Genomic DNA, 22,249 nt, shown 5'->3' with positions numbered 1-22,249 from the left:
CCGTGGCTAGAGCAGCAGTCCGGGTCGAGCTGACCCGCTCCGACTACGCCAAGCGCGGTCTGGTGGTCGCCGTCGGCATCGCCCTCCTGCTGGGCCTCCTGTTCCTGCGCTCGTCCGGGACCTTCGGTGGCCCGGCACACCTCTCCGCCCAGCTCGCCGACGCCGGTGGTTCGCTCGGCAAGAACGCCGACGTGAAGGTGCGCGGCGTCATCGTGGGCAACGTGACCGGTATCGAACGCGGTCCCGAGGGCGGCGTCCGGGTGAAGCTGAACATCACCCGCGACAAGCTCGACATGATCCCCTCGAACGTCGTGGCGCGGATCCTGCCGGCCACCGTGTTCGGGACCTCCTTCGTCGACCTGACCACGAACGGCCCCGGGGCCAGGTCCGCCCTGAAGGCCGGCACCGTCATCCCCGCCGACGCGACCCAGGGGACCCTGGAGCTGCAGCAGGCCCTCGACGACATCGACACGCTGGTCAAGGCCGTGGGCCCGGCCGAGCTCGCCTCCGCGATCGGATCGGCTGCCCAGGCCCTCGACGGACGCGGCACCCAGCTCGGCGAGACGATCGACCTCGCCGACGAGTACCTGCGCAAGCTCAACCCGAAGCTCCCGCTGGCCCGCAGCGACCTGCGCAAGCTCGTGGCCAACCTGGAGCTCGCCCGCGACGTCGCCCCTGACCTGCTCAAGGCGACGAACGACGCGCTCGTCACCGCGCGGACGATCGTCGACCAGCAGGCCTCCCTGGCCACCTTGATCACCGGCGGTACGGCGCTGACCGTGCAGGCCGACACCTTCCTCGACGCGAACAAGGCGAAGCTCGTCCGCTTCATCCAGAACTCGGCGGTGCTCCTCAACGTGGTCTACACCAACCGGCACGCCGGGATCACCGACGCGATCATGACGAACCGGATGTTGAACGCGAAGCTGAGCACGGTGATCTCGCACGGGTTCATCAACTCCTCGACGTCCTTCCTGCTCGACGTTCCGCCGTACTACACCGCTGCGGACTGTCCGCGGTTCGACGCGGCGCGCGGCGACAACTGCACCGGCCTCGGCCGGGCGAGCGTGGGCGCGATGGTGGACGGGGGTGCTCGATGATCCAGGGCTTCCGGTCCATCGTCATCAAGTTCGCCGCCTTCGCGGCCGTCGCCGGTCTCCTCGGCGTGCTGCTGGTCAACACGATGCTCAACGGCCTCAGCGGTGACACGGGGTCCTACAAGGCGAACTTCGTCGACGTCGCCGGTCTCCGTGCAGGTGACGACCTCCGGGTCGCGGGCGTTCGCGTCGGCCGGGTGACCGGCATCAAGATCACCCAGGACGGCGCCCAGGTGAGCTTCGACCTCATCGAGGGGCAGCCGATCCTGGACTCCACCAAGATCGTGATGCGCTACCAGAACCTGCTCGGTCAGCGGTACCTCGCGCTGGTGCAGTCCGGTGACAAGGGCAGGGCGCTGAAGTCCGGTGCCGTCGTACCGGTGTCCAGGACGAGTCCGGGCTTCGACCTCACCGAGCTGCTCAACGGGTTCCGGCCTCTGTTCGAGGCGCTCAAGCCGGACGACGTGAACGAGCTGGCGAGCTCGTTGGTGAAGGTCCTCCAGGGGGAGGGGGGCACCGTCGAGTCGCTGCTCCAGAAGACCAGCACGCTGACGAACTTCCTGGCCGACCGGGACCAGCTCGTCGGGGAGGTGCTGACGAACCTGACGCCGGTGCTCACCAACATCGCCGGACAGGGCACCGAGCTCCGTTCCACGGTCGTCGAGCTGAAGGCGCTGATGACCGGGCTGGCGAAGGACCGCAAGTCGATCGGCGCGTCCATCGACGGCATGAGCCAGCTGATCGGTGCGACCTCGGGTCTGCTCGAGGACATCAAGGTCCCCACGGTGAAGGCCGTCAAGAGCTTCCGCAGCGTGATGACCTTGTTCCTTCGGAACAAGGAGAAGTTCGTGGCCGCGATCCAGTCCTTCGGGACCACGTTGGCCGCGCTCGGTCGGGCGAGCTCGTACGAGAGCGCGGTCAACATCTACCTCTGCTCGGTGATCCTCAAGATCGGTCCGCTCAAGCAGAACCTCAACGGCGGCGCGAACGGCCCGTGGTCGGAGGTGTGCCGATGAGCGCCGAGAAGGGCACCCTGGACCGGGCGGTGGACTGGTTGACCAGCACCGGTGCACGGCTGGCGCGCGACCCGTTCAAGATCGGCGTCGCCGCCCTGGTGGTCGGCGCGCTCGTCGCTGCGATGGTGGTGGTGACGACCTTCGTGACGGTCGGCAAGAAGTCCTACACCGCGGTGCTCGAGCAGACCGCCGGCCTGCGGGTCGGGGAGGACGTCGAGGTGCACGGGGTCCCGGTGGGCTCGGTGCGGTCGATCGAGCTGGACGGGGACAAGGTCCGCGTCGGGTTCGTGATGGACGGCGACATCGAGCTCGGCGACGAGAGCACCGCCGCGGTGAAGGTCGCGACGCTGCTCGGCACCCACTACCTGGCGGTCGACCCGCAGGGCAGCGGCACGATCGGGACGATCCCGCTGTCGCGGACCTCCGTCCCGTTCAACCTCCAGGACGTCCTGGAGAAGGGCACCCAGAACCTGGACAAGCTCGACCCGGTCCTGCTGGCGAAGGCACTGACCGAGACGAGCAAGACGCTCACCGCGTCCAGCCAGAACATCGGGCCCGCCCTCACCGGCATCGCCCGGCTGTCCGAGGCCGTCGAGAAGCGGAGCGGCCAGACCAGCAGCCTGCTGACGGCGGCGCGCAGCGTCACCGACCAGCTCTCCGACAGCAGCGCCGACATCGTCACGCTGATGCAGCAGAGCAACCTCGTGATCGGGGAGATCACCTCGCGTCGCAAGGCGATCCACACCCTGCTCGTGCAGACCACGACGCTGGCGAGCAGCCTCGACCAGATCATCGAGCGGACGAAGGGCGACATGGCCCCGGCGTTGCGGCAGCTGAACGAGGTCCTGGCCACGCTGCGCGCCCAGGACAAGACCCTCAAGGGTGTCCTGGACACGATGGCGCCGACGGTCCGCTACCTGGCGAACGCCACCGGCAACGGGCCCTGGGGAGACCTGTGGCTCAAGGATCCGGCGCTCCCGCCGGACGACCTCTCCTGCAAGCTGGGAGGCTGCTGATGAACGCACGGTTGCGCAAGCGGGCACTCGCCTTCGGCCTGCTGATCGCCCTGATCCTCGGCTTCACCGGGTGCTCGACCCCGGTCGTGGGCGAGGACAAGATCGAGGTCACCGCGCTGATGAACGACTCGGCCGGACTCTTCGTGGGCAACGACGTGGGTGTCCTGGGCGTCACCATCGGCAAGGTCACCTCGATCACCCCCGACGGACCGAACGTCCGGGTCACGATGAAGATCGATGCGGATCAGCCGATCCCCGCGGACGCGGGGGCCGTCGTGGTCGCCCGGTCCGTGGCCACCGACCGGTACGTCGAGCTGACGCCGGTCTACAAGGCGGGCAAGAAGATGGCCGACGGTGCCGTGATCCGGCAGGACAGGACCCGGACACCCGTCGACTTCGACGACGTCCTCGGCGCGTTGAACACCTTCGCCACCGGGATCGCCGGCTCCAAGGACACCCAGAACGCGATCAAGAACCTGCTGTCCTCAGGCTCCAAGGCCCTCGAGGGGCAGGGCGAGACCTTCAACCGCGCCGTGACCGCACTCGGTGGTGCGGTCGACTCGATCTCCGGCCAGCGCGAGAACATCACCAGCACGGTGAAGTCGCTCGACACGCTGACCGGCACCATCGCCTCGAACCAGAAGCTCGTCCGCGAGTTCATCACGCAGGTCAGCGAGGCCAGTGCGCTCCTCGCGGGGGAGCGGAAGAACTTCCAGTCCTCGCTGCGGTCGCTGAGCTCGGCGGTCGAGTCGATCGCCGACTTCGCGCACACCAACCGGCAGCAGCTGGTGAAGGCGCTCAACCAGAGCACGACCCTGATGTCGTCGCTGCTGACGAAGCGCAAGCAGCTGACCGAGATCGTGCGCGTCATGCCGGTGACCCTGCAGAACCTGGGTGCGATCTACCACAACGGGCGCCTGCGGGTCCGCCTCGATCCGCTGGTCATCACGCCGCTCGGCGGCATCACCAACGCGTTGTGCCTGGCCACGCCGACCGACTTCTGCTCCGCGTTCGGGCCGTCGCTGCTGAACCTCAACAACCTCCTCACCCTGCTGGGACTGAACAAATGAGCGCGCGGACGAAGTGGGTCGGAGCGCTCGTCGCCGGAGTGCTCGGGGTCGGCGTCCTGACGGCGTGCGGCCCGACGATGCGGGACATCCCGCTGCCGGGATCCGGCGTCAGCGGGGACACCATCACCGTCACCGTCCAGTTCGACGAGGCCCTCAACCTCGCCCAGGGCGCGTCGGTCAAGGTCAACGGTGTCGACTCCGGCAAGGTCCAGTCGGTGAAGGCGAAGAACTTCAAAGCCGTCGCGACGCTGAAGGTCCGAAAGGCGGCGAAGATGCGGACCGACGCCACTGCTCGGCTGCGCTACACCACGCCTCTCGGAGAGCTCTTCGTCGATGTGAGCAACCCCGCCCGGGGACCGTTGCTCCAGGACGGCGACGCCGTCGCGAAGAAGAACGCGAGCACGGCGCCGACCGTCGAGGATGCTCTCTCCTCGGCCTCGCTGCTGATCAACGGCGGCGGCCTGAACCAGCTGCAGACCGTCACCGAGGAGCTCAACGCTGCGGTCGGCGGTCGTGAGGGGAAGGTGCGGGCACTGCTCGACAACGCGGACACCTTCCTGACGGAAGCCAACGCCACCACCGGTGACATCGACGCCGCGCTGCGTGCCCTGGCCGGCGTCTCGAAGGTCCTCAACGACAACAGGTCCACGATCGACGCCGCGATGAAGGACATCCGGCCGGCCGCGAGGGTGCTGCGCGAGAACACCCCGGACTTCACCAGGTTGCTCGCCAAGCTGGCCGAGTTCGCCGACACCGCCAACGACGTCGTCGGCAAGACCCGTGGGCAGATCCTCCAGATGGTCCGCGAGGTCGGTCCCGTGCTCGACGAGCTCCTGGCCGTCAAGGAGGACCTCGGGCCGTCCTTCGACGACCTGGTGAACCTGAGCAAGCTGTTCAAGGCAGCTGTCCCGGGTGACTACGCCAACATGAAGCTGACGATCGAGTTCGACAAGCTGTCGCTCCCGAACCTGCTCGGCCCGGGGGGCGGCGGGTCGACGGGGAAGGCGGGCACGCAGAAGTCGGCGTCGACGGGCAACACGTCCGGCCTCGGAGCGATCGGCGACGCGATCAACGGTCTGCTCGGCGGACCGTCCAAGAAGCCTCCGACGACGAAACCTGCTCCGCCCTCGTTGCTCAGCCTGTTGCTCGGAGGTGGCAAGTGAAGCTCGTCGAGCTCCTGCGCGACCGGCTCTGGCAGAGCCTGTTCGGCGTGATCCTGGTCCTGCTGATCACGGTCGCTTACCTGTTCAGCTCGGTGCTGGACACGCCGCTCCTCGGGGGCACCAAGGTGGTCAAGGTCGAGATGTCGGCGACCGGTGGGCTCTTCGAGGGCTCGGCCGTCACCTACCGCGGCGTCAAGATCGGCAAGGTCCGCAAGATCGAGCTGTCCGCCGACGGTGTGGTGGCGACGGTCGCGATCACCTCGGACGACAAGATCCCGGTCAGGTCCGTGGCCAAGGTCCGCAGCCTCTCTCCCGTGGGGGAGCAGTACCTGGACTTCCAGCCCAGCACGAGGAAGGGTCCGTACATCAAGGACGGCGCGACAGTTCCGGCGACGTCGACCGACCTCCCGAAGACGTTGGCATCGACGGTCATCGCGGTGAACAAGGTCCTCGACCAGGTCAACGCCGGGCAGCTGCACACCCTGCTGACCGAGCTGAGCGTCGGGTTGGCCGGCACCGGCAAGGACCTCGGCAAGATGGTCGACCAGGGCCAGGTCCTGCTGGAGGACCTGAACCAGATCTGGCCGGAGACGGACAGGCTGCTGACCAACGGCAGCACGGTGCTCGACATCGGGGTCCAGCAGTCCGACGACATCCGGAGCCTGGCGGTCAACGCGAAGGACTTCGCGGCGTTCCTGCGCTCCTACGATCCCGAGCTGCGCAGGACCCTGAAGGCCGCGCCGGGCCAGATCAGGACACTTCGGGCGCTCATCACAGACGCGGCGGCCGTGCTGCCCGGGTTCCTCGGCCAAGCGGTCCAGTTCTCCGATCTCTTCCGCGCCTACGCACCGCACTTCGGCGCGCTGCTCCAGAACTACGCGCCGGGGCTCGGCGTGCTGGGCAAGGCCGTGCGGGACGGCGTCCTCTACATCGAAGGCATCCCGCAGCGTCCGACCAAGTGCGTCTACGACAACCCGCGACGCGACCCGAAGAACCCCGAGGTCCGGCCTCTCGTGACCTCGGGCCACTGCCCCTCGTCCACCCCGAACCAGCAGCGCGGCGCGTCCCACGCTCCTGGCCCGGTCCGGTGACGCCGGGACGCTGGCGCACGCTGGCGCTGGTCCTCGCTGTCGCACTCGGGGTCGCGCTGGTCGGATGGGCCGAAGCGCGCTCGGGCGACGAGGGCTCGTCGAAGGCCGACCGGGCTCTCGCGCTCGCTGCTGCGGAGAAGGGTGCGACCGCGGCGGCTCGCAAGGCCGCGGTCAACTTGACGACGTACGACTTCTCCTCGATCGACGCCGACTTCGCCTGGATCGACGACTCCGGGACGGAGAAGTTCAAGGCCGAGTACGCCAAGGTCAGCGCGCCGATCAAGAAGGCCGTCGCCGAGCTCAAGGTGCACGCGGAGGGCAGTGTCGACGAAGCCGCCGCGACGGCGAAGGACGCGGACCACGTGACGGTGCTGCTCTTCGTCGACCAGACCCTCCTCAGCGGGACGAGCACCGAGCGCCAGCTGGCGACGCCGAGGATCACGATGACGATGGTGCGCGAGGACGGTCGCTGGCTGGTCGACGACGTGGCCGTCCGCAACCTCGCCGGCAGCTAGCGCGACGGGTCGGGCTCGAGCCGCAGCGTCATCAGGGTGGTCGCGAGCATGTCGTAGTGCCCGATCAGGAGCAGCAGCTCCAGGGCGGTCCGCTCGTCGTACGCCGCTCGCAGCGCGTCCCAGGACGTGTCCGTGAGGTCCTTGGTGCCGATCAGCTCCTCGGTGATGGCCATCAGCAGCTGCTCGTGGCCCTGCCAGCCCTCGGCGCTCGACCCGACCGTGATCCTCTCGACGTCCGCCGCGGTCACCCCGGCGCGACGCCCGAGGCGGACGTGGTGGGTGAACTCGTAGTCGCACCCGCGCAGGCTCGCCACCCGGAGGATGACCATCTCGGTCTCCCGGCGCGGCAGCTTGCCACCCGGCATCAGCTTGCCGGCGAAGTGCAGCCACCCCCAGAACAGGCCCTTGCCGCGGCCCAGGGTGGTGAAGATCGCCGGCGGAGCGGTGTTCGTCGCCCGCCCGGCGATCCGGGAGAAGGCCCAGATCACCGGGCCGAGCTCGCGGACGCCGCCGGGCCTGATCCGTGGCTCGCTCATGCGTCGTCCCGGACGGCACGGCGTACGTCGGGGAGCGCCTTGTTGGCAACCCGGTTCATCACCGTCATGGCGAGGTTGTAGCCCGGAGGGAAGTACCGCTGAGCCAGGTGCGCGACCCTGATGTCAGGGGAGGTGTAGACCCAGTACGTGTTCCTCTTGATCCCGCGCAGGATGGCTTCGGCCGCTTCCTCCGACGTCACCGCGCGCTTCTTGAAGTGCGCCTTGAGCTTGCGGAACTGGGGGCTGGCGTTGTCCACGCCGGCGATGTCCACGGTCTCGGTGAGGCCGGTGTCGACGCCTCCGGGCACGACCAGGCTCACCCCGATCCGGTGCGGCGCCAGGTCGAAGCGGAGCACCTCGGAGACCCCCCGCAGTCCGAACTTGCTCGCCGAGTACGCCGCGTGCCACGGCATCCCGATGATGCCGGCGGCCGACGAGACGTTGACGATCTGGCCGCCCCGGCGGGCCTCGATCATCGGCGGCACCAGGTACTCCAGGACGCTGATCGGACCCATCAGGTTGATGTCGACGACCCGCTGCCAGGTCGAGTGCGTCATCGCCCTGATGGTGCCCCAGGAGGCGATGCCGGCGATGTTCATCACGACGTCCATCGAGCCGTGGTCCGCGGTGATCTCCGCCGCCATGGCGCGGACCCCGTCGTGGTCGGAGACGTCCACCGGGGCGGCGTACGCGACGTCGCCCCCGGCGTCGGTGATCTCGGCGACGACGTCGATCAGGCCTTGCTGGTTCACGTCGGTGAGGAACAGCACGGCACCCTCGCGCGCAGCGGCGACGGCGGTGGCGCGACCGATCCCGCTGGCGGCACCGGTGAGGAAGACGTTCTTGCCGCGGAGGTCGCGGACGGGAGGCTTGAGCATGACCCCGACCCTAGCGACTGCGCGCGGTCGGGGTATCCCTCTGCGGTAGGAGTCAGAGCAGGTGCCGCAGCGGGTTCAGGACGGCCTCGGTGAACCGGCGGTGGATGCCGCGCGCGTTCCAGTCGCGCGGGGCCAGGTGCGAGCACTGCTCGAGGTCGGAGCGGAAGATCTCCTCCATCACCTTCGCCATGCCGGGGTCGATGAACTCCACGTTGATCTCGTAGTTGCCGGACATGCTGAGACGGTCGATGTTCGCGGTTCCGACCGTGGACCACTTGCCGTCGATGGTGGCGGTCTTGGCGTGCACCATCGCACCCTCGAACCGGTGGATCTTGACCCCGGCGTCGAGCAGCTGCCCGAAGTAGCCCCGCGAGATCCAGTCGGCGACGACGTGGTTCGACGTCCGGGGGAGCAGGATCTGGACGTCGACGCCGCGACGGGCGGCACCGACGAGGGAGTCGACGAAGTCCTGGTCCGGGATGAAGTAGGCGTGCGTCATCCAGATGTTGCGGCGGGCGCGGTTGATCGCCTCGAGGTACATCGACCGGATCGGGAACATCCACTGCCTCGGCAGGTTCCGGTGCAACCGGATCCGGGGCTCCCACTCCGCGTCGGCGGTCTCCAGCAGCAGCGGGCGGCGGCCGCTGCGGTGGTCGTTCCAGAAGTCGGCGAAGGAACGCTTGAGGTCCCAGACGGCCGGTCCGGTGATCCGGCAGTGCGTGTCCCGCCACTCGGTGGCGTACGGCGCACCGATGTTGAACCCGCCGACGAAGGCGACGCTGTCGTCGACCACCAGTACCTTGCGGTGGTCCCTGCCGTAGCGGCGGATGTCGAAGAACCGCCAGCCGGCGTTGTAGATCGGGTACTTCAGCACCCGGAGCACCTTGGAGAAGGTCTTGAACCGCGGGTCGACGACGATGTTCGCGAACGCGTCGTAGATCGCGTAGACCTCGACGCCGCGGTCGGCGGCCGCCGTCAGCGCCTCCTTGAACCGCTCGCCGGTCTCGTCGCCCTTCCAGATGTAGGTCTCGAACAGGACCTGGCTGCGCGCACCCTCGATAGCGGTCAGCATGTCGTCGTACAGGTCGGCGCCGTAGGTGTAGGTGGTGACCGTGCCGGTGCCGATCTGGACGTCCTGGGGCGGCAGGGTCGGGAACGGCTGCGGCTTCTTGCCGCGCCGGCGCCAGGAGTCGACCAGGGTCAGGCTGATCGCCAGGACCAGCTGCACCCCGAGGATCGTGAGAGCAGTACGTCGCAGCACCGGCCAGAGCTCGCGCCCGGCCAGGACGAGGGGGTTCCTCCGCGCGACGGTCACGGGTCGAGGCTACCGAGTGTGCGCCGCGGGATCGTCACCGCAGCGCCCAGCGGGACATCAGGGTGATCTCGACGCGGTGGCTGCCGCGTTCGGGGGCGAAGCCGCGGTCGTCCGCCTTGGCCAGGGCGAACCGGGGGACCGGTCCGGCGCCGTCCGTCTCGGCGAGTCGGAGCAGGGGCCCGAGCTCTCGCCCGGCCAGGGCGGCCAGCTCCTCGGCCTTCCCGCGGGCGTCCTGGTACGCCGCCGCACGAGCCCTGCTCGCCAGCTCGGACTCGTCGGCGACGCCCCAGGTGATGCCCTGGAGCCGGAACGCGTCGCCGGCGGACCCGGTAGCGGCAGCCACCAGGTCGCCCAGCGACGTGAGGTCGCCGACCCGGACGCTCAGGTCGTGGGACGCACGGAAGCCGGCGCGCGCGTTGTCGGGGCCGGCGTACTCCTCGTGCACCGTGCTGCCGGTGGACCGGATGTCGCCCTCGGCGACACCGTGCTCGCGCAGCACCACGCCCAGCGCGGCGACCCGTTCGTCGACCTCGGTCAGGGCGGCTGCGACCCCGGGGCGCACGGCGGTGACCGACAGGCTGAGGTCCAGCCGGTCGGGGATGCCGGTGGCGACCCCGGAACCGGTCACCTCGAGATAGCGCTTCATGCTCCGAATCTAGTCCGTCACCCCTCGCCGGGACGGCCTTGTCGGTGCCGGGTCCTAGGCTTGCGGTATGCGTCCAGTCACCGACCTCAAGCGCCGGGTGGCGCCGTTCAAGGTCACCTCCGACTACCAGCCCGCCGGCGACCAGCCCGCCGCGATCGCAGAGATCGACAAGCGGATCTCCGGCGGCGTCAAGGACGTCGTGCTCCTCGGCGCGACCGGCACCGGCAAGACCGCCACGGTCGCCTGGGTCGCCGAGCAGCTGCAGCGGCCGATCCTGGTGATGCAGCCGAACAAGACGCTGGCCGCCCAGTTCGCGACCGAGCTGCGCCAGCTGATGCCGGACAACGCCGTGGAGTACTTCGTCTCCTACTACGACTACTACCAACCCGAGGCGTACGTCCCGCAGACCGACACCTACATCGAGAAGGACTCCTCGATCAACGAGGAGGTCGAGCGCCTGCGGCACTCCGCGACGAACTCGCTGCTCACCCGGCGGGACGTGATCGTGGTCTCGACGGTCTCGTGCATCTACGGTCTCGGCACCCCCCAGGAGTACGTCGACCGCATGCTGCGGCTCAAGGTCGGCGCCGAGATGGACCGCGACAGCGTGCTGCGCCAGCTCGTCGGCAACCAGTACACCCGCAACGACCTGTCCTTCACCCGCGGCACCTTCCGGGTCCGCGGCGACACCTTGGAGATCTTCCCGGTCTACGAGGAGCACGCGATCCGGGTCGAGTTCTTCGGCGACGAGATCGAGCGACTCATGACCCTGCACCCGGTGACCGGCGAGGTGATCACCGACGACCAGGAGCTCTACGTCTTCCCCGCGACGCACTACGTCGCCGGTCCTGAGCGGATGGAGCGGGCGATCCGGGGCATCGAGGCGGAGCTGGAGGAGCAGCTGGCCGTGTTCGAGCGCCAGGGCAAGCTGCTCGAGGCCCAGCGCCTGCGGATGCGCACCACCTACGACATCGAGATGATGCGCCAGGTCGGGTCCTGCTCGGGCATCGAGAACTACTCGATGCACATCGACGGTCGTACCCGCGGAAGCGCCGCGAACTGCCTGCTGGACTACTTCCCCGAGGACTTCGTCCTGGTGGTCGACGAGTCGCACGTCGCGATCCCCCAGATCGGCGGGATGTACGAGGGCGACATGTCCCGCAAGCGCAACCTCGTCGACCACGGGTTCCGCCTGCCGAGCGCCATGGACAACAGGCCGCTGAAGTGGGAGGAATTCCTGGACCGGATCGGCCAGAGCATCTACCTGTCCGCGACCCCGGGTGACTACGAGCTCGCGAAGGGCGGCGGTGTCGAGAACGCGGTGCAGCAGATCATCCGGCCGACCGGGCTGATCGACCCCGAGGTGATCATCAAGCCGACGAAGGGCCAGATCGACGACCTGATCGGCGAGATCCAGTCGCGGACCGAGAAGCAGGAGCGCGTCCTGGTCACCACGCTGACGAAGAAGATGTCGGAGGACCTCACCGACTACCTCCTGGAGAACGGGATCCGCACGCGCTACCTGCACTCGGAGGTCGACACGCTCAAGCGGATCGAGCTCCTCCGCGACCTGCGGCTCGGCCTGTACGACGTCCTGGTCGGCATCAACCTGCTCCGGGAGGGTCTCGACCTTCCCGAGGTGTCGTTGGTGGCGATCCTGGACGCCGACAAGGAGGGCTTCCTGCGGTCGGACAAGTCGCTGATCCAGACCATCGGTCGTGCAGCGCGCAACGTCTCCGGCCAGGTGCACATGTACGCCGACAAGATCACGCCCTCGATGGAGAAGGCGATCGAGGAGACCAACCGTCGGCGCGCGATCCAGGTCGCCTACAACACCGAGCACGGGATCGACCCGAAGCCCCTGCGCAAGAAGATCGCCGACATCACCGAGATGCTCGCTCGCGAGGACGAGAACACCGAGGAGCTTCTGGCGACCTGGGGCGGGATGGACGCCAAGTCCAAGAAGGCTCCGGTGCCGGGGCTCTCGAAGATGCGTGAGGTCAACCCCGACCTGGCCGGACTCCCTTCCGCGGACCTGGCCGAGCTGGTCCAGCAGCTCACCGATCAGATGCACTCCGCCGCGGCCGAGCTCCAGTTCGAGGTGGCCGCCCGGATCCGGGACGAGATCCAGGACCTGAAGAAGGAGCTGCGGCAGATGATGGAAGCCACCAAGTAGCTGCAGCTCGGAAAGTTCCACCTCCGGGGCGCGTGATCACCGCGGCGAATCCTCGTCATGAAGGAAGTTCCCAACTTCTTTCTGGCAGGGAGGGTCTCCGTGGCGATCTCCGTCGCATCGCTGGTGCGTGGACCGGGCGAGATCACCGCCATGGTCGTCGACGTCACCCGGGCGGTGTTCACGACCCGTTTCCAGGGCCGTGAGTTCGTCGAGCAGGCCTGGTTCATCACCAGCGTCACCCTGATGCCGACGATCCTGGTCTCGATCCCGTTCGGAGCCGTGATCTCGCTCCAGGTCGGCAGCCTGACCGGGCAGCTCGGCGCGCAGTCGTTCGCCGGGGCCAGCGCCGTCCTCGCGGTGGTCCGTGAAGCGGCTCCGATCGCGGCTGCCCTGATCATCGCCGGTGCAGCCGGCTCCGCGATCTGCTCCGACATGGGAGCCCGCAAGATCCGCGAGGAGATCGACGCGATGGAGGTCCTCGGCGTCGACCCGGTCGAGCGTCTGGTCGTCCCGCGCGTCCTGGCGACGGTGTTCGTGTCCCTGATGATCAACGGGATCGTCATCGCGGCCGGCATCGGCGGGGGCTACTACTTCACCGTCATCATCCAGGGCGGGTCGGCCGGGGCCTTCCTGTCGTCGTTCACGGCGCTCGCCTCGCTGCCGGACCTGTACATCTCCATGGTCAAGGCCGTGATGTTCGGGTACCTCGCTGCGATCGTCGGGGCGTACAAGGGGCTTCATGCCGGCGGCGGCCCGAGCGGGGTGGGTCGAGCGGTGAACGAGGCCGTGATCGTCGCGTTCATGGTGCTGTTCGCGCTGAACTCGATCCTGACCGCCATCTACTTCCAGCTCGTTCCGCAGAACGGGATCTGAGCGATGTCCGTGATCGGTGAGGTCGGGGCGGCCCTGGTCCGCGAGCAGCGCGCCAAGATGGAGGAGCGCGGCGACCAGCTGCTGTTCTACGCCCGCGCGATCGCGTGGACGCCCCGGGCCCTGCGCCGGTACCGGCGCGAGATCAGCAACACCTTGGCGGAGGTCGTCTTCGGGTCCGGGGGCCTGACGCTGATCGCGGGGTCGGCCGGGGTGATCGCGTTCATGGCTTTCTTCGCCGGCACCGAGGTCGGCATCCAGGGCTACGCCTCGCTGCAGCAGATCGGTGTCAGCAAGTTCTCCGCCTTCATCTCGGCCTTCTTCAACACCCGCGAGGTGGCGCCGCTGGTCTCCTCGATCGCCCTCGCCGCCACCGTGGGCTGCGGGTACACGGCGCGGCTGGGGGCCATGCGGATCTCCGAGGAGATCGACGCCCTCGAGGTGATGGGCATCCCGTCGCTCCCGTTCCTGGTGACCACGCGGATGATCGCGGCGTTCACCGCGGTGATCCCGCTGTACATCGTCGCGCTGTGCTCGTCGTACCTCTCGCCGCGGTTGATCACGACGCTGATCTACCACCAGCCCGCCGGCACCTACGACGCGTACTTCGTCAAGTTCCTGCCTCCGATGGACATCCTCTGGTCGTTCCTCAAGCTTATCGTCCTGGCGGTCTCGATCATCCTGATCCACTGCTACTACGGGTACACCGCCTCGGGCGGTCCAGCGGGTGTGGGGACCGCGGTCGGCAAAGCGATCCGGACCTCGATCGTCACGGTGGTCGTCGCCGACTTCTTCCTGAGCTTCGCGATCTGGGGCTCCACCACCACCGTCCGGATCACCGGGTAGGGGCGGCGCCGTGCTGATCAACATCCACCACGACAACCCGTCCGAGCACCGGCGGCTCCTCGTCGCGGGCATCGCCTACTCGCTCGGTCTGGTCCTGCTGATCTGGCTCTCGATCGCCATCTACAACAAGACGTTCACCTCCGTGACCATGGTGACCATCAAGGCGGACCGCGCCGGTCTGCAGCTCCCGAAGTTCGGTGACGTACGGCTGCACGGCGTGCTGGTCGGCCAGGTCCGGGAGATCAGTCAGGACGGCAGGCAGGCTGTCATCCGGGTGGCACTGCAGCCCGATGCTGCGCGCCGGATCCCCGGGAACGTCGACGTGGAGATCCGTCCGACCACGCTCTTCGGTCAGAAGTACGTCGCCCTGGTGGACCCGGGAGCACCGTCCCGCACGCCGCTGCGCGACGGAGACGTGATCCCGTCCTCGCGGGTCGTCACCAACGTCGAGCTGCAGCAGGTCCTGGCCACGCTGTTCCCGCTTCTCCGGTCGATCCGTCCTCAGGATCTGAACACGACGCTCAACGCCCTCGCCACCGCGCTCGCGGGTCGTGGCGAGCGCTTGGGCGAGACCGTGAGCGGGTTGAACAGCTACCTGGCGCACCTGAACGTGCACCTGCCCACGCTGGAGGCCGACCTCGCAGGTCTCGCGAGCGTCAGCAGGACGTACGCCGTGGCGGCACCGGACCTGATCAGGCTGATGAAGAACGCCACCACCACGGCGCGCACGATCTCGGCCCAGCGTGCGCAGCTGGCCGGATTCATCCAGGCGACCACCCGCCTCGCGATCACCAGCAACCAGGTGCTGACCCGCTCGGGAGACCTGATCGTCCGCGAGGTCGCGCTGTCACGGCCGCTCGTCGCGCTCCTGGACACCTATTCCCCGGAGTTCACGTGCCTGCTGAAAGGGCTCGACCGGTACACGGGGCGCCTCGCCGAGATCTTCAAGGGGAACAGGGTCCGCCAGACGCTCAGTCTCGACGGCGTGCAGCGGCGCGCCTACACCGCCGCCGACAAGCCGGAGTACGCCGGCACCGGGCACGGACCGTGGTGCCTGGGACTTCCGAACCCTCCGGTGCCCGCAGCGAACACGCCGCTCCCTGACGGCAGCACGCTCGACAACCCGGGGGAGCGCTGATGTCGGCTCGGAGCACCCTGACCGCGGTGGCTGCGGTCAAGCTGGTCATCTTCACGGCGGTCTCGCTGGTGGTGACCAGCGTCCTCGCGATGATCATGGGGAACTTCGGGTTCGGCTCGACCACCGAGTACCGCGTGATGTTCTCCAGCGCGAGCATGATCAGCAGCGGGGACGACGTCCGCATCGCCGGCATCACGGTCGGCTCGGTCTCCGACGTCGAGATCGTGGACCGGTCGCGCGCCCGGGTCACGATCAAGGTACGCAGCAACGTCCCGCTGACGGAGTCCAGCGGCGCCAGGATCCAGTTCCTCAACCTCGTCGGCACCCGGTACCTCGCCCTGGTCCAGGGGGCTCCGGGGGCACCGCGCCTGGCGGCAGGGAGCACCATCCCGATGTCCCGGACGGAGCCTGCACTGGACCTCACCGAGCTGTTCAACGGGTTCCAGCCCCTGTTCAGCGCGCTCGACCCGCAGCAGATCAACGACCTCTCCCTGAACCTCGTGAAGGTGCTCCAGGGGGAGGGCGGCACCGTCTCGGAGCTGCTGTCCCGGACGGCCTCGCTCACCAACACCCTGGCCGACCGTGACGAGCTGATCGGGGACGTGATCACCAACCTCTCGGCGATGCTGAGCACCGTCGACGACCACCGCCGCGAGCTCAGCACCCTGGTGGTCCAGATGCGGGGGTGGTTGGGCGGTCTGGCCCGTGACCGGAAGACCCTCGGATCCTCGCTGAAGAACATCAGCGACCTCTCCGGCGAGCTCGCCGACGTACTCACCCAGGGTCGTCCTTTCCTCAAGGACGACATCGCGCAGATCAGGAGGATCGCCGCCACCATGGCGAAGCCGCAGAGCCAGAAGCTGGTCGACGAGATGCTCACCCGACTGCCCGTGATGTTCCGCCGGCAGACCCGGATCGGGACCTACGGGTCCTGGTACAACTACTACCTCTGCGACGTCGAGGCGTCGATCAAGCTGCCCCGGGTCGACCTGGCTCAGCTCGCGATCCCGAACCTCACAGGGCCGATCCTGGACCAGATCGTCGGCAACCTGACGAACATGAACTTCCACAGCACCGCGGAACGGTGCAGCTGATGGCGCGGCACACCGACCAGAGCATCAGACGCCTCGGGATCATCTCGCTGACGTGTCTCCTCGTGGTGATGGCAGCAGCGTTCAACCTGCAGCGCTTCCCAGGTTTCCGAGGCACCGGGTACAGCGCGGACTTCGCGGACGCCTCCGGGCTCGCCCCGGGCGACATGGTCCAGATGGCCGGCGTCAAGATCGGCAAGGTCACCGGGATCGAGGTGCACTCCCAGAAGGTCCGGGTTCGGTTCGAGCTGCACGGTCAGACGATGGGGGAGAAGGCTCGCGCCTCGGTCGAGGTCCTCAACCTCCTGGGCAGCAAGTACCTCCGGATCGAGTCCGAGGGAGCTGGTGACCTGCCTGAAGGCTCGACGATCCCCCTCAGCCGGACCCGCTCCGGCTACGACATCGTCAGCACCCTGTCCCACCTCGCGACGACCACCGAGGACATCGACACCGGTGCTCTCGCCAAGGCGTTCACGACGCTCTCCGGCACCCTCGACGCCGCCTCCCCCGACGTCCGTGCGAGCTTCACCGGCATCAGCCGGGTCTCGCGGGCGATCGCAGAACGCGACCAGGCGCTGGAGGGACTCCTCCACCATGCCGACAGCGTGACGGCGCTCCTCGCCGCGCGGAAGGGTGACCTCGTCGCGCTGATGGAACAGGGCGACCTGGTCTTCGCCGAGCTGCAGAGCCGGAGCGAGGCGATCCACGCCCTGCTGGTGAACGCGCGGCGGCTGGCGCAGTCGCTGCGCGGGGTGGTCAAGGACAACGAGGCCCAGATCGGGCCGGCACTCGCCGACCTGCAGACCGTCGTGACCCTTCTCCAGAAGCGGGAGAGCGCCATCCGGGCGACGATCCACAACCTGGCGCCGTACGCGCGGATCTTGGTGAACGTGATCGGTACGGGGCCGTGGTTCGACGCCTACGTACCCAACCTGGTCGGCCTGGCCAGCGGTGAATTCGCCCCGGGAGAGCGGTGATGGACGTGCGCAGGACGCTGGAGCTGATGAGCGGGAGGCTGGCGGCCGGACTGGTCGCGCTGCTGGTCGTGCTGACCGGGCTCACCGTCTTCGTCGGCGGCGACGACGAGCGGACGGTGACGGCCCACTTCTCCCGGGCCGTCGCCCTCTACAAGGGTTCCGAGGTGCGCCTGATGGGCGTGCCGATCGGGACGATCACCTCGGTCACCCCCGAGGGCGACAGCGTCCGGGTCGTGATGACGTACGACGCGAGGTACAAGCTGCCGGCGACGGCCCGGGCGGCCATCATCACGCCGACCCTCGTCTCCGACCGGTTCGTCCAGCTGGCGCCGGCGTACACCTCGGGGCCCGAGCTCGCCGACCACGCCGACATCCCGCTCGACCGGAGCGGTACGCCGGTCGAGCTCGACCGGATCTACCGAAGCCTGGCCGACCTGAGCAGCGCGCTCGGACCGAACGGCGCGAACAAGAACGGTGCGCTCGCCTCCTTGATCACCTCAGGAGCCCACGCGTTGGGCGGCAACGGCGCTCTCGCGAACCAGACCCTGCGGTCGATGTCGGAGGCCGTCCAGGCGTTCGGCGACAACAGCGGCGCGCTGTTCAGCTCGGTGCGGCAGCTCTCCGAGCTCACCGGAGCACTGGCACGCAACGACGACGTGGTCAACAGCTTCGTGGCGAATCTCGCGGGCGTGTCCGCCGATCTTGCCGGAGAGCGTGACGACCTGCGCAGGGCACTGGTCTCGTTGGCCCAGGTAGTGAAGGAGGTCCGCGGGTTCGTGCGCGACAACCGGGCGTCGCTCACCAGCAACATCAAGGGGCTCTCCCGTGTCCTGGGTGCAGTGGCCTCGGAGTCCGATGCCCTGGGGACGGCGCTGCAGCTCGCCCCGCTGGGGCTGGGCAACCTCGCGCTCGCGTACGACCCGAGCACCGGTTCGATCGGGTCACGCATGCAGCTCGGTCCCACCGGGTCGAGCCTCGGCAACATCCTCTGCGACGTCGTGGCGAACGCCAGGATCCCGAACTCCCAGCTGGCTTGCTCGTTGCTCAAGAAGCTGGTCGGGCCGTTGAGCGGCAGCACCGACATCGGTGCCGGACGCCACCAGGCAGCGCGTGTCGGAGCAGCGCGCCCGAGCACGGACCTGGGTCAGCTCCTCGGGGCCGCCTCGTGACGCCCCGGTACGCCGTGCGCCTCGTCGTGCTGGCAGTGGCAGCGGTGCTGCTCTCGTCGTGCAGGTTCGACGGCGCCTACGACCTGCCGCTGCCGGGCGGAAAGGCGGTGGATCCCGACGACGCCATCACCGTCACCGCTGAGTTCACCGACGCGCTCAACGTCGTCCCGAGGACCGCGGTCATGGTGGACGACGTTCCGGTGGGGCAGGTCTCCGAGGTGGAGCGGGTCGGCTGGCACGCGAGGATCACCCTGCAGGTCCGCCGCGACCTCGACCTCCCGGCGAACACCGAGGCGGACATCCGCCAGACGAGCCTGCTCGGGGAGAAGTACGTCGCGCTGCTCGAACCCGCGACGAAGCCGTCGGGGCGGCTGAGGACGGGCGACAACATCCCGCTGTCGCGGACCGGCAAGAACCCGGAGGTCGAAGAGGTGCTCGGCGCGCTCTCGGGCGTGCTCAGCGGTGGCGGGATCGAGCAGATCAAGACGATCAGCGTCGAGGTCAACACGATGCTCAACGGCCGGACGGAGGACGCCCGGGGCGCGCTCGCCAACATCACCAGGCTGGTCGGGTCGTTGGACGACCAGAAGGGTTCGATCGTCGCTGCCATGGCCGCGGTCGACCGACTGGTGCGCACCCTGAACAAGGAGCGCACGACCTTCGGTGCCGCGATCGACGCGGTCGGGCCGGCTCTCGAGGTTCTCAGCGGCCAGCAGGACCAGCTGACCCGCATGCTCGTGCAGCTCGACAGGCTCGGAGCGGTCGGGACCCGGGTGCTCCGCGCGAGCAAGGCAGACCTGCTGGCTACGCTCCGGCACCTGGCCCCCGCGTTGCGCGAGCTCGCGGACGCCGGCGACTCGCTCCCGCGCGGCATCTCGATCCTGGCCAGCTTCCCGTTCCCGAAAGAGGCCGCCGACCTGGCGATGGGGGACTACGCGAACGCGTTGTTCCGGATGGACTTCGACCTCGCCAAGCTTCTCGGCACCGGGGGATCCTCGGGACTCCCGAACCTCGCGAACCTGTGCGCCTCGGCACCGCTGAACCTGCTGTGCCCCCGGACGCAGGCGACACCTGGGTTCGCCGGTCTGCTCCGAGGAGGGCCCCGATGACCGCCGGTGTCCGGAACCGACTGATCGCCTTTGCGATCCTCAGCGCCGTGGGGATCGTGTACGTGACCGCGGGCTACCTCGGGCTGATCGACAAGGTGACCGGTCGCGGCCTGACCCTGCACGCTGATCTCCCCGCCTCGGGCGGCATCTTCGTCGGCAGCGACGTCTCCTACCGGGGCGTCAACGTCGGCAAGGTCAACCGGATGACGGTCATCCCCACTGGGGTCCGGCTCACCTTCACGGTCGAGGAGGGCACCCGGATCCCGCGGTCGGCCCCGCTCTTCGTGCACAACCTGTCAGCGGTCGGGGAGCAGTACCTGGACTTCGAGCCCAGCAGCGGCAAGGGCCCGTACGCCGGGGAGGGCCACACCTTCGTCGGCACCGCGGCGAGCCTCCCGGTGGCCACCGACGACGTGCTGCTGAAGGTCGACGGGCTGGTCAGTTCCGTGGACCGCGCTGACCTCCAGACCTTGGTCACCGAGCTCGGCACGTCCTTCCGCGGGACGGGGGATCCGCTGCGCCGGATGGTCGACGCCGGATCGTCGTTGGTGGACCAGGCTCGCGCCAACGAGGCGGAGACGATCGGGCTGCTGGAGTCCGGCAGGACGGTCCTGGCGACCCAGCGAGCCCACGCCGCCGGGATCCGCTCGCTCGTCACGAACCTCGCCGACCTGACCGGCACGCTCCAGGACTCCGACGTCGAGCTCCGAACGATCCTCCAAGGGGGGACCGTGGCGGTGAACGAGGTGAACGCGCTGATGGCCGGGCTGGCGCCGACACTCCCGGTGTTCCTCACGAACCTGGTGACCGTCAACCAGGTGGTCACCGCACGGCTGAACGCGCTGGAGCAGACGCTGGTCACTCTTCCCGTCGTGGTCTCAGGCGGGTTCACGGGCACCCCCGGGGACGGCTACGGGCACATCAACCTGCAGTTCGACTACGGAACTCCGGCGTGCACCGCCGGCTACCTGCCGCCGGCGCAGTGGCGGCCCGCGACGGACCTGACTGACACGGCGCCGTACACCGATGCGCACTGCGCCTCGGGACCGCCGGTGAACCAGCGGGGGTCCAAGTACGCACCAGCGCCGTCGAGTGTCACCGGCAACAGGAACCGGGTTTCGCCCTACGATGCAAGCACCGGACAGGTCAGCGAGAACCTGTCCATCGGGAGGCACACCGTGTTCGGCGACAACTCCTGGCAGTGGATGCTGCTGGGCGAGGCACCATGAGGCGTCCGGTCCAGGTCGCAGCAGTCGTGACCGCCGTGCTGGCGACCACGTTCGTCGCGATCCTCGGCATCCGACTGTTTCGTGCTGATCCCGCCCCTGGTCGCGACGACGCGTCGGTCGCCCTGAGCGAGCGCAACGCAGCCGTCGCAGCCGCCGCCGAGAAGGCCACCCTCGCGTTCCTCGACGTCGACTACCGCAGCATGGACTCGCGGATCGACAAGGTGCTCGCCCTGGCGACGGGCACCTTCAAGGAGCAGTACTCGACTGCTCGGACCAACCTCGCCTCCGCTGCGGTGCAGGGCAAGGCGACCTCGATCGGCAAGGTCAACCACGTCGGCATCAGCGAGGTGACCCGCAGCTCCGCCGTCGCCCTGGTCGCTGCCGACAGCACCGTCTCGAACTCGTTGATCACCGAGGCGAAGGCGAAGGGTCAGTCGGTGGACGAGAAGCGCTACTACCGGTTCCGTCTCGACCTCAGGCTGGTCAAGGGCACCTGGCTCGTCAACGATCTGCAGTTCGTCGGATGAGCGCGCCGCAGGACGACGAGAAGGTCTGCCCCTTCTGCGCCGAGACGATCAAGGTGGCGGCGGTGAAGTGCCGGTTCTGCCAGTCCGACCTGCCGCCGGTGCCCGCGGCGCACGAGCCCCCGCCGGAAGCCTCGTTCGACGAGCCCGGGACGGACGTGCCCGAGGTCGTGGACGGGGCGGCCGAGGGGGAGGTGGACGAGACGTCACCGGCGCGCGGAACCTCGAAGGTCCCCGCCCTGCTGGTCGCGCTGGTGCTCGCGGGACTGCTGTTCGCGGCCGGTTCGGTCTGGCTGGTGGTCAACGGGCTCACGCAGGACGACGCCCGCGAGGACGGTCTGCGGATCGGGATCGGCAACCAGGTGGTCAGCACCGAGTTCCGCGACGCGGCCCTGCGGAGCGCGTCCGTGAACGCGGTCACGGCACTGTCCTACTCCTACAAGACCCTGGACGCCGACGAGAGCAAGGCACGCGCGGTGATGACCGCCGACTTCATCAAGGAGTACGACGAGGTCATGAAGCAGGCCTCTCCGAAGGTGCTGAAGGCCAAGCTCACCCTCAAGGCGACCGTCGTCGCGTCGTCCCTGGTATCGATCGAGCCGCGCAGGGCGCAGGCGTTGCTGTTCGTGAACGCGGTGACGACCGCGGAGGACTCGCCGAAGCAGCAACTGAACCAGAACCGCGTGCTGATGACGCTGACGCGCAAAGATGGCGACTGGATCGTGTCGAAGATCGAGGCGTTCTGATAAATTAGAACAGGTTCCACTTTGCGGAGCC

22 protein-coding genes are annotated in these 22,249 nt (G+C 68.4%); 18 read left to right on the top strand and 4 right to left on the bottom strand.

The window, feature by feature from the left end:
• Positions 1-2: 2 nt before the first annotated feature.
• Genes ABIE44_RS00670 through ABIE44_RS00640 form a run of 7 tightly spaced genes read left to right on the top strand, consistent with a single transcriptional unit; the run spans position 3 to position 6,968 of the window.
• Positions 3-1,100: an MCE family protein gene (locus tag ABIE44_RS00670; RefSeq protein ID WP_209713596.1), complete on the top strand. Its 1,098-nt coding sequence runs from the start codon at positions 3-5 to the stop codon at positions 1,098-1,100.
• Positions 1,097-2,113, top strand: a complete 1,017-nt coding sequence (locus tag ABIE44_RS00665; protein WP_209713598.1) for an MCE family protein — start codon at positions 1,097-1,099, stop codon at positions 2,111-2,113. Before ABIE44_RS00670 ends, ABIE44_RS00665 begins: the two co-directional genes overlap by 4 nt.
• Positions 2,110-3,129, top strand: a complete 1,020-nt coding sequence (locus tag ABIE44_RS00660; RefSeq protein WP_209713600.1) for an MCE family protein — start codon at positions 2,110-2,112, stop codon at positions 3,127-3,129. The genes ABIE44_RS00665 and ABIE44_RS00660 overlap by 4 nt, the downstream gene beginning before the upstream one ends.
• Positions 3,129-4,199, top strand: coding sequence for an MCE family protein (locus tag ABIE44_RS00655; protein WP_209713602.1), 1,071 nt, complete (start codon positions 3,129-3,131; stop codon positions 4,197-4,199). The genes ABIE44_RS00660 and ABIE44_RS00655 overlap by 1 nt, the downstream gene beginning before the upstream one ends.
• Positions 4,196-5,362 carry an MCE family protein gene (locus tag ABIE44_RS00650; protein WP_209713603.1) on the top strand — a complete coding sequence of 389 codons (1,167 nt, stop codon included), beginning with the start codon at positions 4,196-4,198 and terminating at the stop codon, positions 5,360-5,362. The genes ABIE44_RS00655 and ABIE44_RS00650 overlap by 4 nt, the downstream gene beginning before the upstream one ends.
• A complete protein-coding gene (locus tag ABIE44_RS00645; protein WP_209713605.1) occupies positions 5,359-6,453 on the top strand; it encodes an MCE family protein in 1,095 nt (364 codons plus the stop codon). Before ABIE44_RS00650 ends, ABIE44_RS00645 begins: the two co-directional genes overlap by 4 nt.
• Positions 6,450-6,968: an Rv1363c family protein gene (locus tag ABIE44_RS00640; protein WP_209713607.1), complete on the top strand. Its 519-nt coding sequence runs from the start codon at positions 6,450-6,452 to the stop codon at positions 6,966-6,968. Before ABIE44_RS00645 ends, ABIE44_RS00640 begins: the two co-directional genes overlap by 4 nt.
• Here the strand turns inward: ABIE44_RS00640 and ABIE44_RS00635 are convergent.
• From ABIE44_RS00635 to ABIE44_RS00620, 4 genes are read right to left on the bottom strand one after another with little or no spacing between them, the layout of a single operon-like run.
• Positions 6,965-7,504, bottom strand: a complete 540-nt coding sequence (locus ABIE44_RS00635; protein WP_209713609.1) for a carboxymuconolactone decarboxylase family protein — start codon at positions 7,502-7,504, stop codon at positions 6,965-6,967. The genes ABIE44_RS00640 and ABIE44_RS00635 overlap by 4 nt on opposite strands.
• Positions 7,501-8,382, bottom strand: a complete 882-nt coding sequence (locus tag ABIE44_RS00630; protein WP_209713611.1) for an SDR family oxidoreductase — start codon at positions 8,380-8,382, stop codon at positions 7,501-7,503. The genes ABIE44_RS00635 and ABIE44_RS00630 overlap by 4 nt, the downstream gene beginning before the upstream one ends.
• 52 nt (positions 8,383-8,434) lie before the next feature.
• On the bottom strand, positions 8,435-9,697 hold the full coding sequence (locus ABIE44_RS00625; RefSeq protein WP_354437723.1) for a phospholipase D-like domain-containing protein: 1,263 nt from the start codon (positions 9,695-9,697) through the stop codon (positions 8,435-8,437).
• A gap of 34 nt (positions 9,698-9,731) precedes the next feature.
• Positions 9,732-10,343, bottom strand: a complete 612-nt coding sequence (locus ABIE44_RS00620) for an SIMPL domain-containing protein (protein WP_209713613.1) — start codon at positions 10,341-10,343, stop codon at positions 9,732-9,734.
• A 67-nt stretch (positions 10,344-10,410) separates the two neighbouring features.
• Between ABIE44_RS00620 and uvrB the strand changes: the two genes are divergently transcribed.
• The 11 genes from uvrB (at position 10,411) to ABIE44_RS00565 (ending at position 22,218) form a co-directional block, all read left to right on the top strand.
• Complete coding sequence (gene uvrB, locus ABIE44_RS00615) at positions 10,411-12,519, top strand: excinuclease ABC subunit UvrB (RefSeq protein WP_209713615.1); 2,109 nt, start codon at positions 10,411-10,413, stop codon at positions 12,517-12,519.
• 99 nt (positions 12,520-12,618) lie between these two features.
• Positions 12,619-13,392: an MlaE family ABC transporter permease gene (locus ABIE44_RS00610; protein WP_502912683.1), complete on the top strand. Its 774-nt coding sequence runs from the start codon at positions 12,619-12,621 to the stop codon at positions 13,390-13,392.
• 3 nt (positions 13,393-13,395) lie between these two features.
• Complete coding sequence (locus ABIE44_RS00605) at positions 13,396-14,235, top strand: MlaE family ABC transporter permease (RefSeq protein ID WP_209713619.1); 840 nt, start codon at positions 13,396-13,398, stop codon at positions 14,233-14,235.
• A 10-nt stretch (positions 14,236-14,245) separates the two neighbouring features.
• Positions 14,246-15,373, top strand: coding sequence for an MCE family protein (locus tag ABIE44_RS00600; RefSeq protein WP_209713621.1), 1,128 nt, complete (start codon positions 14,246-14,248; stop codon positions 15,371-15,373).
• Complete coding sequence (locus ABIE44_RS00595; RefSeq protein WP_209713622.1) at positions 15,373-16,467, top strand: MCE family protein; 1,095 nt, start codon at positions 15,373-15,375, stop codon at positions 16,465-16,467. The genes ABIE44_RS00600 and ABIE44_RS00595 overlap by 1 nt, the downstream gene beginning before the upstream one ends.
• Positions 16,467-17,441 carry an MCE family protein gene (locus tag ABIE44_RS00590; RefSeq protein ID WP_209713624.1) on the top strand — a complete coding sequence of 325 codons (975 nt, stop codon included), beginning with the start codon at positions 16,467-16,469 and terminating at the stop codon, positions 17,439-17,441. Before ABIE44_RS00595 ends, ABIE44_RS00590 begins: the two co-directional genes overlap by 1 nt.
• A complete protein-coding gene (locus ABIE44_RS00585; protein ID WP_209713627.1) occupies positions 17,441-18,610 on the top strand; it encodes an MCE family protein in 1,170 nt (389 codons plus the stop codon). The genes ABIE44_RS00590 and ABIE44_RS00585 overlap by 1 nt, the downstream gene beginning before the upstream one ends.
• The gene (locus ABIE44_RS00580) at positions 18,607-19,719 is read left to right on the top strand and encodes an MCE family protein (RefSeq protein ID WP_354437722.1); all 1,113 of its coding nucleotides are present in this window, start codon (positions 18,607-18,609) and stop codon (positions 19,717-19,719) included. Before ABIE44_RS00585 ends, ABIE44_RS00580 begins: the two co-directional genes overlap by 4 nt.
• Positions 19,716-20,948, top strand: coding sequence for an MCE family protein (locus ABIE44_RS00575; RefSeq protein WP_209713628.1), 1,233 nt, complete (start codon positions 19,716-19,718; stop codon positions 20,946-20,948). The genes ABIE44_RS00580 and ABIE44_RS00575 overlap by 4 nt, the downstream gene beginning before the upstream one ends.
• Positions 20,945-21,475 carry an Rv1363c family protein gene (locus ABIE44_RS00570; protein WP_209713630.1) on the top strand — a complete coding sequence of 177 codons (531 nt, stop codon included), beginning with the start codon at positions 20,945-20,947 and terminating at the stop codon, positions 21,473-21,475. The genes ABIE44_RS00575 and ABIE44_RS00570 overlap by 4 nt, the downstream gene beginning before the upstream one ends.
• Positions 21,472-22,218, top strand: coding sequence for a hypothetical protein (locus ABIE44_RS00565; protein WP_209713632.1), 747 nt, complete (start codon positions 21,472-21,474; stop codon positions 22,216-22,218). Before ABIE44_RS00570 ends, ABIE44_RS00565 begins: the two co-directional genes overlap by 4 nt.
• Positions 22,219-22,249 lie beyond the last annotated feature (31 nt).

Source organism: Marmoricola sp. OAE513 (genome assembly GCF_040546585.1).
Taxonomy (GTDB): Bacteria; Actinomycetota; Actinomycetes; order Propionibacteriales; family Nocardioidaceae; genus Marmoricola.
Note: the sequence above shows the minus strand (reverse complement) of the source record. Positions and strands in the feature narration are given on the sequence as shown.